The 12,586-nt window shown below is 46.6% G+C and carries 14 protein-coding genes; 13 read left to right on the forward strand and 1 reads right to left on the reverse strand.

Features of this window, described 5'->3' with window-relative positions:
• Positions 1-22 precede the first annotated feature (22 nt).
• The 10 genes from ctaD (at position 23) to HBAL_RS05175 (ending at position 9,638) form a co-directional block, all read left to right on the forward strand.
• The gene (gene ctaD, locus HBAL_RS05130) at positions 23-1,696 is read left to right on the forward strand and encodes a cytochrome c oxidase subunit I (RefSeq protein ID WP_015826868.1); all 1,674 of its coding nucleotides are present in this window, start codon (positions 23-25) and stop codon (positions 1,694-1,696) included.
• Between the two features lie 115 nt (positions 1,697-1,811).
• The gene (gene cyoE / locus HBAL_RS05135; protein WP_015826869.1) at positions 1,812-2,777 is read left to right on the forward strand and encodes a heme o synthase; all 966 of its coding nucleotides are present in this window, start codon (positions 1,812-1,814) and stop codon (positions 2,775-2,777) included.
• Positions 2,774-3,073 (forward strand): hypothetical protein, encoded by a 300-nt coding sequence (locus HBAL_RS05140; RefSeq protein ID WP_015826870.1) that lies wholly within the window; start codon positions 2,774-2,776, stop codon positions 3,071-3,073. Before cyoE ends, HBAL_RS05140 begins: the two co-directional genes overlap by 4 nt.
• Positions 3,070-3,642 (forward strand): cytochrome c oxidase assembly protein, encoded by a 573-nt coding sequence (locus HBAL_RS05145; protein ID WP_015826871.1) that lies wholly within the window; start codon positions 3,070-3,072, stop codon positions 3,640-3,642. Before HBAL_RS05140 ends, HBAL_RS05145 begins: the two co-directional genes overlap by 4 nt.
• Positions 3,643-3,698: 56 nt before the next feature.
• Positions 3,699-4,589, forward strand: a complete 891-nt coding sequence (locus tag HBAL_RS05150) for a cytochrome c oxidase subunit 3 (protein WP_015826872.1) — start codon at positions 3,699-3,701, stop codon at positions 4,587-4,589.
• A gap of 22 nt (positions 4,590-4,611) precedes the next feature.
• Entirely contained in the window at positions 4,612-4,989 is a 378-nt protein-coding gene (locus HBAL_RS05155; RefSeq protein WP_015826873.1) for a DUF983 domain-containing protein, read from the forward strand.
• A 65-nt stretch (positions 4,990-5,054) separates the two neighbouring features.
• On the forward strand, positions 5,055-5,744 hold the full coding sequence (locus tag HBAL_RS05160; protein WP_015826874.1) for an SURF1 family cytochrome oxidase biogenesis protein: 690 nt from the start codon (positions 5,055-5,057) through the stop codon (positions 5,742-5,744).
• 24 nt (positions 5,745-5,768) lie between these two features.
• Positions 5,769-7,157 carry a threonine synthase gene (gene thrC / locus HBAL_RS05165; protein ID WP_015826875.1) on the forward strand — a complete coding sequence of 463 codons (1,389 nt, stop codon included), beginning with the start codon at positions 5,769-5,771 and terminating at the stop codon, positions 7,155-7,157.
• The gene (locus HBAL_RS05170; RefSeq protein ID WP_015826876.1) at positions 7,154-8,437 is read left to right on the forward strand and encodes a M16 family metallopeptidase; all 1,284 of its coding nucleotides are present in this window, start codon (positions 7,154-7,156) and stop codon (positions 8,435-8,437) included. Before thrC ends, HBAL_RS05170 begins: the two co-directional genes overlap by 4 nt.
• 103 nt (positions 8,438-8,540) lie before the next feature.
• Complete coding sequence (locus HBAL_RS05175; RefSeq protein WP_015826877.1) at positions 8,541-9,638, forward strand: EAL domain-containing protein; 1,098 nt, start codon at positions 8,541-8,543, stop codon at positions 9,636-9,638.
• Between the two features lie 16 nt (positions 9,639-9,654).
• On the opposite strand, the gene HBAL_RS05180 is transcribed toward HBAL_RS05175, so the two are convergent.
• A complete protein-coding gene (locus HBAL_RS05180; RefSeq protein WP_015826878.1) occupies positions 9,655-10,212 on the reverse strand; it encodes a YqgE/AlgH family protein in 558 nt (185 codons plus the stop codon).
• Positions 10,213-10,430: 218 nt separating this feature from the next.
• Here HBAL_RS05180 and HBAL_RS05185 point away from each other — a divergent pair, with 218 nt between their 5' ends.
• From HBAL_RS05185 to HBAL_RS05195, 3 genes are all read left to right on the forward strand, one after another.
• Positions 10,431-10,913: a peroxiredoxin gene (locus tag HBAL_RS05185; protein ID WP_015826879.1), complete on the forward strand. Its 483-nt coding sequence runs from the start codon at positions 10,431-10,433 to the stop codon at positions 10,911-10,913.
• A 112-nt stretch (positions 10,914-11,025) separates the two neighbouring features.
• Positions 11,026-12,000 carry an SPFH domain-containing protein gene (locus HBAL_RS05190; RefSeq protein WP_015826880.1) on the forward strand — a complete coding sequence of 325 codons (975 nt, stop codon included), beginning with the start codon at positions 11,026-11,028 and terminating at the stop codon, positions 11,998-12,000.
• A gap of 90 nt (positions 12,001-12,090) precedes the next feature.
• Positions 12,091-12,555: an NfeD family protein gene (locus tag HBAL_RS05195; protein ID WP_015826881.1), complete on the forward strand. Its 465-nt coding sequence runs from the start codon at positions 12,091-12,093 to the stop codon at positions 12,553-12,555.
• Positions 12,556-12,586 lie beyond the last annotated feature (31 nt).

Here is a 12,586-nt window from a genome sequence, read left to right on the forward strand (position 1 = left end):
TTTAAGAAGGAGCGAAGGTCCCATGACGACGGAACCGACGATCAAAAGAGAAGCCGTGGCAGACCACCATGATGGTGATCACACGGGTGCACCAAGTGTCTGGTCTCCAGCACGCTGGTTGTTTTCAACAAACCACAAAGACATTGGTATCATGTACCTTGTTTTTGCTATGTTTGCGGGTGTTATCGGATTTGGCCTTTCGGGGATGATCCGCATTGAGCTTATGGAGCCGGGTGTACAATATTTCACCGGCCTAGAAGGCTCTTGGGGTGATCAGCACAACTACAATGTTGTGACGACAATGCACGGACTGACAATGATTTTCTTCATGGTTATGCCTGCGCTTATTGGTGGATTTGGTAACTTCTTTGTTCCAATCATGATTGGTGCGCCGGATATGGCGATGCCGCGCATGAACAATATTTCTTTCTGGCTTATGCCTTTCTCATTTGGTCTGGCATTGCTGTCTATGTTTGTGCCGGGTGTGAATGAAACAGCCAAAGGTTTTGGTGGTGGTTGGGTGCTATATCCACCGCTTTCGACATCAGGTCACCCAGGTTCTTCCATGGACCTTCTGATCTTGTCGCTTCACATCGCTGGTATTTCTTCAATTTTGGGTGCGATTAACTTCATCGTGACAATCTTGAACATGCGGGCACCGGGTATGACGATCCACAAAATGCCTTTGTTCGCATGGGCTTTGTTGATCACTGCATTCCTTCTTGTGCTTGCTCTTCCTGTTCTTGCTGCTGCGCTGACAATGCTTCTGACTGACCGTAACTTCGGATCTCAGTTTTTTGACCCTGCTGGTGGTGGTGACCCGATCATGTTCCAACACTTGTTCTGGTTCTTTGGACACCCAGAAGTGTACATCATGATTTTGCCGGGATTTGGTATCATTTCCCACATCGTTTCTACCTTCTCTAAGAAACCAGTCTTTGGTTACCTCGCGATGGCATATGCGATGGCTGCGATTGGTTTTATCGGCTTTATCGTGTGGGCACACCACATGTATACTGTTGGTATGGGCGTTGAACTGAAAGCATACTTTGTGGCGGCGACAATGGTTATTGCTGTGCCTACAGGTGTGAAAATCTTCTCATGGATCGCGACAATGTGGGGTGGATCTATCACTTTCACAGTCCCAATGCTTTGGGCAATTGGTTTCATCTTCTTGTTTACCGTGGGTGGTGTAACGGGTGTGATGCTTGCCAATGCTGGTGTCGACCACATGCTTCACGACACATATTACGTCGTGGCTCACTTCCACTATGTGCTATCACTTGGTGCGGTGTTTACACTGTTTGCTGGTTGGTATTACTGGTTCGAGAAAATGTTTGGTATTAAGTACAACGCACCTTTGGCTGCTTTGCACTTCTGGCTGATGTTTATCGGTACGAACATGATTTTCTTTCCGCAACACTTCTTGGGTCTAAACGGTATGCCACGTCGTTATGTGGATTACCCAGATGCATTTGAGTTCTGGAATAGAATTTCGACATATGGTTACATGATCACTGCTGTTGCTATGATTGTTTTCTTCTCCGGACTGATCCTTTCCATGATCGTACGTAAGAAAGCTGAAGCGAACCCTTGGGGAGAGTATGCGACAACACTTGAGTGGACATTGTCTTCACCTCCACCTTTCCACCAGTTCAACGAACTACCTGTCGTTAAAAACGCTGGCGGACACTAAGTGAAAACGCATATCGGCTCGCGAGTGACGCCGATATGCTAAAGAAACCTCAATCGCTCTCCTGCAAAGCCATACTGCTTCAGCAGGGGAGCGATTGTATCATTAGATTGAAAAAATGAGCGATATAGCCACCCCTTTAGAAGATGACATTCGCATGGCCAGTTTTGGTGATTACGTGCAGCTTATGAAGCCGCGCGTGATGATGCTTGTTGTGTTCACTGCATTTGCTGGCTTGATTGCTGCACCGGGTTCTATGAACTGGGTGACTGCATCTGCAGCTGTTTTATCAGTTGCGTTGGCATCTGGCGCGGCTGGATCGCTGAATATGTGGTATGATCACGATATAGATGCGATCATGAAGCGTACAGTTGTGCGTCCTATTCCATCGGGCCTTATTCCAAGAGATGAAGCATTAGGCCTTGGCCTGATCATGTCCTTTGTTTCGGTGACGATTATGGCGCTTGCAGCCAATCCGCTCGCAGCGGGTATATTGGCATTTTCTATTTTCTTCTATGCCGTCGTTTATACGATTTGGCTCAAACGCTCGACATCGCAAAATATTGTGATTGGCGGGGCCGCTGGTGCATTTCCGCCAATGATTGGGTGGGCTGCTGCAACAGGTGAAGCGCCTTTAAATGCTTGGTTATTATTTGCCATAATCTTCTTCTGGACGCCGCCGCATTTCTGGGCTTTGTCTCTTTGGACAAGCAAGGAATATGGCAAAGCTGGTGTGCCTATGTTGCCGGTCACGCATGGTTCAAAAAATACACGACTTCAAATTCTTTTATACTCCATCCTTCTATTGCCAATCGGTATGTCTCCTGTGGTAACTGGATTGGGCGGATATGTTTACATGATAGCGTCTTTTGGTCTCGGCGCTTGGTTTTTGTGGGCAGCAATTCGTGTCTATCTGTCTAAAGCGGGAGATGATGATGCGGTTGGCGAAAGCGATCTTGTTCACGCCAAAAAACTGTTTGGGATATCCATAGTTTATCTGTTTGCGTTGTTCGCTGTTTTAGCGATCGAGCAGGGGCTAGGGCTTCACTTTGCAACTCCCTTTGTGTTGGAGGGGCTAGCATGAGTGAGCAAACAACGCCTGTAATGGAAACAATCAAGCTGACACCTGCTCAAGAGAAAATTCGCAAAAGACGTGGCCTTCTTTTGGCTTTGGCATTGTTTAGTTTTGTGATTCTCGTTTTTGTCATCACTTTGGTTCGATTGGGTGAAAACGCATCGGTCGTCGCAAACTCGAGAGATTTTTCGACTGCCGTTGAATATTTCTCTGACGACGGCACCAAAATTACTGCTGATGGTAAAGTTGTCGAAGAAACACCTGATTTAATTGTCGAATCTGAAGACGATGAGGCCGGGCAATGAAAATATCTCGTAATGCCAAGACCACTGGTATCCTTGGAGTTGTTGCTCTGGGGATGTTGGGTTTAGGGTTTGCTGCCGTTCCTTTATATGATGCATTTTGCAAAGTGACTGGCTTTGGCGGAACCACACAAATTGCCCAAAAACGTCCTGACCAAGTGCTGGAACGTGAAGTGATTGTCCGCTTGGATACAAACACAGGGCCGCAGACTGGTCTGAGTTTTAAGGCTGTCGATCGCACTTTCCCTATTCACCTTGGTGAAACAGGCATGGTGTTTTTTGAAATTTCCAATGATACCGACCATCCGATTACGGCAATGGCAGCTTATAATGTAGCGCCGCATAAGGCAGGGCCGTATTTTAATAAGCTTGAATGTTTCTGTTTTGAGGAACGCGTATTTGAACCGGGTGCCAAAGAGCGTTTACCCGTTATCTTCTACATTGACCCTGAAATGGATTCCGAAAAACAGTTGGACGACATAACTGATATTACGCTTTCGTATACTTTTTACGATACGGATGCGGAAAAACACCTAACCGCTCGGCTTGATAACGAGGTTTCACCACACTAAACCTCGCAGCCAGCAAAAGAATTGACGAACGCGACTTAAACTTGAGGGAATTGGCCATGGCGCACGGCGCAACAAAACATGACTATCACATTGTAGACCCAAGTCCTTGGCCTGTATTGGCCTCATTGGGTCTATTTGTATTGGCGCTTGGCGGCGTTGCTTTTATGAAAGGCCTGTTGGGCATTCCTGAAGGCAATATCCTGACGATTGTGCCAGGTCTTTTAATCATCACAGTCGTATTGATCGGCTGGTGGGCTGATACGATTAAAGAGAGCCGTGCAGGAGACCACACACCTGTTGTTCAGATGTCTCTGAAATACGGCATGATCCTGTTCATTGCCTCTGAGGTTATGTTCTTTGTTGGCTGGTTTTGGTCATTCTTCGAAATGGTTATTTTCCATGAGCACCGTGCAACGGGAATGGATGTAGCGCAATTTGAAAATCTTGCAGCGTGGGCAAACTGGCCTGTGATGCAGAATGATGGTCATCAAGTGCAAACTTTTGACCCTTTCCACCTGCCATTGATCAACACATTGATCCTGCTTTTATCAGGAACAACAGTGACTTGGGCACACCACGCACTTCAAGAAGCAGACTATAAAGGCGCTAAGCTTGGTCTTTTTCTGACAGTTATCCTTGGTGCATTCTTCACCTTCTTGCAGGTTATAGAATATCAGCACGCAGGTTTCTCTTTTGATGGATCACTTTACGGATCAGCTTTCTACATGGCGACAGGGTTCCACGGAGCACACGTTGTTATTGGAACGCTATTCCTTGCCGTTTGTTTGTTCCGCCTATTGGCTAATAACATGACTGCAGAGAAGCATCTCGGGTTCGAATTTGCCGCATGGTATTGGCACTTCGTGGATGTAGTATGGTTGTTCCTGTTTGCATTTGTATATGTGGCACCACACATCGTTTTAGGCGGTGGCGGAGGTCACCACTAGTCTGATTTAAGAAAGCGACGATATGGCTAAAGTTTCCCCGTTTTCCGCCGGCATTAATTGTCGTTGTCCAGAATGCGGGGAAGGTCAGCTTTTTCGTGGCTATCTTGAAATGAATGATGAATGTGCGGCGTGTGGAGCTGATTTCACCGTCGCAGATTCTGGTGATGGTCCTGCATTCTTCGTTATGTGGATAGCCATGATTGTCATCGTACCTTTAGGTATGTTGTTTCATCTTTGGTTGAGACCACCTGTCTGGGTGCACTTATTGATATTTCCACCTGTTATTATATTGTTTTGCTTGTGGCTTTTGCGTCCAGCCAAGTCTTTGCTTTTCGCTTCTCAATGGGCGAATAAGGCTGAAGAAGCTCAGTTTGAAAAGCATGCTGATCAACAAAATTAGGTAAAATTTGGATCGCTAAAATCTAATTTTTCTCCTGTTTTTCTCCTGCGGAGCGCCATGTCTCAATGACATTTAAACCCCTTCCAATTTTGACAATTTGCAGTGTGCTGGTGTTGGGCCTGCTATTGTGGTTGGGGCAATGGCAATGGCAACGCGCGGGCTGGAAAGCTGAACTTATCAGCGAATTTCATCAACAAGAGTCTCGAGGTATTCGCGACCTAGATACGGCTTTATGTGCGGACAATGACGAGTCAGTGCGCTCTCGCGTGCAATCTAGTAACGCTGTATCGCCGGAATGGTTACGTGTTTTTGGTCAATCGACGGATGGACGTCCGGGGTGGCGTATTTTTACGGCGATTGAACAACCTGATTGCATTGAGGGCGCGATACTCGCTGAATCTGCCTTTGAAGATTACAATGGCAAAATAGAGTTGATTGATACTTTTCGGATTGCGCCGGTGAGTGAAAACAAAACAGCTTTTTCAAATGAAAATTCACCAGAGACGAATGAATGGTATTGGTTTGATCTGGAGGCGATGGAAGACAGTTTATTTGTGACCAAGCCAAATTTTCTGAACACTGATATTGTATTGCTTGCGAGCAATGGTCTGCCTGCCGATCTAACGCAAACGCCGCCTTCCAAACATATTGGATATTCTTTGACGTGGTATGGGATGGCAATTGCGCTATTTGTGTTGTACCTCGCATTCCATATTCGTGCCGGGCGCTTGAGCTTTGGCAAAAAAGACAGTTAGACGACTTATAAGGCGATAGACCCCATGCGCTATATTTCTACTCGAGGCGGAGCAGAGCCCGTTGATTTTGTAACAGCCAGTCTTGCAGGACTTGCACCTGATGGTGGTTTGTACATTCCTCAGGAGTTTCCAACGATTGATCGTCCGGCGCAGGATGAGCCTTACCATGTAACTGCTGCACGCATTCTAAAAGCGTTTGCAGGTGAGTCCATTGAATATGATGTGATTGAAGATCTTGCTGCCAAAGCTTATGGTGCATTCTCACACCAGTCTGTTGCGCCTTTGACGCAAATTGGACAAGGCAAATGGATGATGGAATTGCACCATGGTCCGACGCTTGCGTTTAAAGATGTGGCGATGCGCTTTATTGCGCAGCTTTATGATTATGCCCTTGGTCAGCGCGGTGAGCGTATGACGATTGTGTGTGCGACATCTGGCGATACAGGCGGAGCGGCAGCGGCTGCATTTGCTGGAGCTGAAAATGTAGATGTTATGATTTTGCATCCGCACAATCGTATCTCTCCCGTGCAGCGTGTTTTCATGTCGGCAACGGGTGCGTCTAATATTCATAATTTTGCGCTTGAGGGTGATTTTGATCAGTGTCAGGCGATCGTCAAAGAATTGTTTGCTGATGAGCAAACTAAACGCCGTTTGAATTTATCGGGCGTCAACTCCATCAATTGGACACGTATAGCGGCGCAATCTGTTTATTTTGCAACCGCGCAAGCTCAACTAGGCGCTGATGCAAAAATTCGTTTCGTTGTGCCATCAGGTAATTTTGGGGATGCGTTAGCTGGGTATGTTGCTGCGCGCTCTGGCCTGTTGAACGGATTTGAATGTCACGTGGCCGTGAATGCCAATGATGCAATGGCCCGTTTGCTGGATGGTCAGGAATTGAAAAAAGGCGAGACAACACCAACGAAAAGTCCTGCTATGGATATTCAGGTGCCATCTAACTTTGAGCGTCTATTATTTGAAGCCACTGGTCGAGACGGTGCTGCGATTAAAGCAGCTTATGATCAACTTGCTAAAGATGGCGCTGCGCCATTGCCAGAAAAAGCAATTGGTCCGCTTGGCTGCATGGGCTTTACGGCAAGTGCAGTTTCTGATGCTGAGACATTTGTAGAAATGCAAAAGACGCTGGATGAAACTGGCTGGCAAGTGTGTCCACATACAGCTGTTGGATTGTACGCTTTGCGGCATAATCCATCAAAAGATGTTGTCGATGTTGTGCTTTCAACTGCACATGCCGCGAAATTTCCTGAGACAGTTTTGGAAGCAATTGGACAAGATGCACCGCTGCCTGCACGTGCGCATGAATTTACATCTCGCCCAGAAGTTTTTGAGACAGGGCCAATGGATATCAATCATGTTAAAGAGCGTATGGTTGCACTATCCCGGGTGACTGCTTGAGCGGTTCTTTAGATAATTTAAATGACGACAATCGCGAGCTTGTCACCTTTCCTAATGGCGCACGTTTAGTGCTTGATCCCATGCCGCACTTGCAAACGACAAGTGTGGGTGTGTGGGTGGATGCGGGCGCGCGCGATGAGACGCCTGAAAATAACGGCATTGCTCATTTGCTTGAGCATATGGCGTTTAAGGGAGCAGGTGGTCTGGGTGCGCGTGAGCTTGTTGAGCGTGTGGAAGATCGCGGCGGTGTGATGAATGCATCCACTGGCTATGAGCGCACTGGTTTTTATGTGCGCTGCCTTGCTGAAGATGCAGCCGACATGCTCGATATTTCTGCGGGTTTGGCATTAGATCAACAGCTTCCAGAAGACGAGCTGGAACGCGAAAAGGGTGTTGTTGTTCAAGAGATTGGCGAAGCATCTGATCAAGCCGAAGATTTGGTGTTTGAACTTGCCCAAGCAGCCTCTTGGCCAGATCATGCAATCGGGCGTTCTGTGCTGGGAACAGAAGCAAGCCTAAAAGATATTAGCTGTGCGCAATTGCGTGATTTTGTTGAAACAAATTATGTTGCCAATCGCGTTGTGATGTCTGTTGCTGGGCATTTTGATCGTGACCAGATTATTGCACAATCTCAAAAATGGTTAGAGCCGCTTAAAGCGGGAGCTGCGCCTATTCGGTTGAAACCTGAATATGGCAATGGCGCTATTGTACGTGAACGCGATACTGAACAAGCGCATATGGTGTTGTCTTTTCCGGCTCCAGATTCTCGCACGCAAGACCGTTTCGCAGCACGTTTATTTGAAGAGATATTTGGCGGCGGTATGTCTTCACGCCTTTATCAGGAAGTGCGCGAGAAGCGCGGCCTTGCTTATACGATTGATGCTGAATTTGATTCTTATGCTGATACTGGGCGGTTTAATGTCTATTGCGGATGTGACCCATCAGATACGATGGAAGTGCAGAAAATCGTCAAAGAGCTTTGGTTAGAGTTTGCGAATGCGGGGCCAAGCGAAGCTGAACTAAAACGTGCAATCGCTATTCAAAAAGCGCAGTTTGCGATGTCTTCTGAAGGTCCATCAGCGCGTGCTAGCTCTGGGGCATATGAATTGTTTACATTTGATCGGTTGATCAATTTATCTGAAGCCCTTGTGGCGATTGATAAAGTATCATTGGATGAAGTGAAGTTATGCGCCCAAAATTCTACGCAAGGCAAGGCGACAGCAAGCTGTGTTGGTCCTGCAAATTGCCTAGATGCTGCCTTTAATTTCACCCAAGGATAGAGCTTGTATCACTTTAAGTGATTTGTGAGAAAGAATTAAAAATAACCTTCTCGCTATTTACCAAAACGCGGTTTAGAATTTGCTTCCGATCTAGGAGAAGTGAATGGCAAGTTTAGATGAAAGCACAGCAATCAGTGCCGCGCGCGCTGCTGTATGGCATTGGTCTAAACTGGATGCACGCTTCACGATTGAGGCAGATCCGTCGAGCCCTCTGGAATATATGTCAGGCGAGTGGACACTCAATGAGTTTCTTGCGCAGCTGGATGGATTAGCACGCTCTGGTATTGAAAAAATACTTGTCGGCAATACGCCTGATTTTGCCATAGATCAAAAAGTCATATTACGAAACGGCGATTCAGCACGCATAATCGGATCTGCTATCGATGATGGCACGGCGCGTGGATTATTATATGTGCGCTCATCTGCGGGCAAAGTCACTGTGACGAATTTAGATGGGCTTGAGCCGGTTTACCAACCAATCTGGGATGCAAAGACACGGGAATTGGCAGGATTTGAAGCGCTTGCCCGTTGGCGCACACCTTTGGGGGAGCTTATCGGACCTGAAGGACTATATGAATATGGCTTGGTTGCTGACTGGACGCATGTTGCGCCAACTATGCTGGACAAAGCTGCCAAAGCATTAGCGCGTTTTCGGCGCTCTGCGGGCGATGTTTTCATGCAGGTCAATCTATCCGCTGCCGAAATAGCGCGTGCTACATTAGTGCAGGAAGTTGAGAGCATTATTCGTGCATGTGACCTTCCGCGTGATGTTTTGCGTATCGAATTGACGGAACAGGCTGCGCTAAGGGATGTGAACCGTGCTTTGGGTGCTTTTGCAGCTTTTCGGGCCGCAGGTGCAGGCATTGTGCTAGATGATTTTGGCGCGGGGCATTCTTCTCTTGCTTGGCTGGCAGATATCCCTGCGGATGGGTTGAAGCTGGATCAACGTTTGACCTCTATGATGAGCCGGCCACGCGGGCGCGTTATTATCAAGGCGATTATCGATCTTGCACATGATCTGGACATGAGCGTCACAGCTGAAGGGGTTGAGACACATGCATTGGCTGATCATATGCGTGATGTCGGGTGTGATTTCTTGCAAGGGTATGTGAGTGGTGAGCCGGTTTGCGAAGATGCGATACTGGAATTTCTACGCTCTAAGATCGCGCCATTTTCAATGCAACATGTCGGTGAATATTAAGCGTGGCTTGCCTAAATTAAGCGTGGCCAGCTTGAGAGTTTAAGTTTTCTGGAGATACACCGATGCTTGCTAAGGCGCGGTTCCATTTAGTGTTGTAAGATTTATCATAGATCAGAGCTTCTGATGCATCGGCAACCAGCCAGACATTTTCCATGATTTCTTCTTCTAGCTGGCCTTCACCCCAACCTGCATAACCAAGCGCCAAGACAGCTTTTTCTGGTGGTGTGTCTGATGCGAGGGCAAGTAATACATCTTCGGTGGCAGTCAGGCATACGCCATCCATAATCGACGCTGTTGCGCCTTCTGCGTCATAATCATCTGAATGAAGAACAAAACCGCGTTCAGGGCAAACAGGGCCGCCCAGTAACAGCGGAACTTGCGTTGATGGCGCATTCTGCATGCCCAATTGATCGAATAATTCATTGCATCCGATATCAGTCATTGCGTGATTAATGACTATTCCCATCGCATGTTCTTCATTGTGGGCACACAAAAGAATAACGGCGCGCTCAAAGAGGGGATCTTTGAGCGTTGGGAGTGCAATAAGCAGTTTACCTTTGAGTGAACCTTCCAATGCCGAACTCCAGATGACTAGCTTAGGCAAGGTTGCGCTAAATGCGGCGTTCTGCAAGAGGATGTTTGATCAAAAACGAGAGAATTTCAGTATTGTAATTTCTAATGTCACTGAATCTTGATTGCGCGAGGAGTATCCAGCTGTAACATATTTCTAATTACAACAGTTTTTGATTCTAAATTCTAAAATCAGATTATCCTATGAAAGGGATTTTATTTATGACTATTTCCAAAGGCGATACACTCCCAGAATTTAACTTCGTTGTGATGGGTGAAAATGGTCCTGAACCGCTTTCGACAAAAGATCTGACTTCGGGTGCAACTGTTGCTCTGTTTGCTGTTCCAGGCGCTTACACGCCTACCTGTTCAGTCAGTCATCTACCTGGATATTTGAATAATGCCGAAGCTCTACGTGCAAAGGGCGTTGATAAAATCGCTTGTATATCTGTGAATGATGTTTTCGTCATGGATGCTTGGGGCAAAAGCTCAAATGTTGGTGAAGACATTATCATGCTTGCGGACGGAAATGCTGAGTTTGCTGACCTGACAGGCACGCAGCTTGATGGTCGTGGCTTTGGTATGGGCCCGCGTTGTAAACGTTATTCAATGCTGATCAAAGACGGCAAGGTTGTAGAATTGAATATAGAAGATGGTGGGGAGTTTAAAGTATCATCTGCTGAGTATATGCTTGCCCAGCTTTAAACACAGTTTAGTATAGAATTCTGACATAATTCGTTATTCCTTGAATTATATTGGATTTTTACTTTGTGATATGGTAAAGTGAACAAATATTCATTTTTGGAAAGGGACGTAAATGGAAGGTTATTCTATTGTTGCGGTGGCAGGAATCATTTTTGCCGTTGTCGTAATTTTGAGTTCTGTGCAAGTCGTTGCTCAAGGGCATAGATATACTGTCGAACGATTTGGACGCTACACAAAAACACTGAGTCCGGGATTGTCCTTCATCGTGCCGTTTTTTGATCGTATCGGTCACAAAGTGAACATGATGGAAACCGTGCTGGATGTGCCCCAGCAGGAAGTGATCACAAAAGATAATGCGATGGTGTCGTGTGATGCTGTTGTGTTTACGCAAGTTGTGGACGCTGTGCCCGCGTCTTATGAAGTCAATGATATTACGCGTGCAATAACCAACCTTGCCTTGACCAATATTCGTACTGTTGTTGGATCTATGGATCTGGATGAAGTTTTGTCTAACCGCGATGATATTAATGCGCGTCTGCTGCACGTTATAGATGCTGCGACAAATCCTTGGGGCGTAAAAGTCACGCGGATTGAAATTGCTGATCTGTCTCCGCCACATGACATTACAGAAGCCATGGCACGCCAGATGAAAGCAGAGCGCATCAAGCGGGCTGAAATCTTGCAGGCGGAAGGTGATAAGCAATCAGCTATTTTGCGTGCAGAGGGTGAGAAGCAGTCTGCTGTTCTTCAAGCAGAAGGGCGTAGAGAAGCAGCTTTCCGTGATGCTGAAGCGCGTGAGCGTGAAGCAGAAGCAGAAGCCAAGGCAACGCAAATGGTGTCTGAAGCGATTGCGGCTGGCGATGTGAATGCTGTGAATTATTTCCTTGGTCAGGAATATATCCAAGCCTTCAAAGCACTGGCGACATCTGATCAGCAGCGCACTGTTATTATTCCGGCTGAATTTGCAGGGATTGCAGGCGCAATTGAAGGCATTGGTGCACTGACAGGCTTAAACCCGCCAAAGGGTGCAAAGAATGGCTCCAATGGAAATGGTGGATCTGGTTCAAATTCACCTTGGGAAGGTTAAATTCTGACTATTTTGCGGAGAAGGCGAACACAATTTGTCCGCCTTCTTCGGCTAGAATGCTGTACCGATAGAATGGAAGGAGCCGTTTAAATGGATGCTTTGTTTACTGAGCTAACTGTATGGCACTGGATTGCACTTGCCATTGGTTTGCTGATTTTTGAGATGATGCTCGGCACATTTGATTTATTGTGGATTGCTATAGCTGCAGGCATAACTGCACTTTATGCTTCGCTTGCTCCGGGAAGCTTATCTTCATGGGAATATGAAGTCGGTGTGTTTGTTATTTCGTCCATCATTTTGATGGTATTGGGGCGCACTATGTTTGCGGGGATTCGTAATCCACCTACATCCCATCCAAATCTCAATGATCGCTATGCTTCCATGATAGGGAAAAAAGCAATTGTAACAGGTGAATTCTTGGGTGGCTTTGGCCGTGTAAAAGTCAATGACTCTGAATGGCGCGCTCAATTTAATGAAGAGGGTGTGCTGAACATCGGAGACAATGTTGAAATTGTTTCGGGTGAAGGCTCTACAGTCATCGTGAAACCAGCCTAGTTTAAAAGGCTAGATTGTTAGCTATGTTTGA

This window comes from Hirschia baltica ATCC 49814, assembly GCF_000023785.1.
Lineage (GTDB): Bacteria > Pseudomonadota > Alphaproteobacteria > Caulobacterales > Hyphomonadaceae > Hirschia > Hirschia baltica.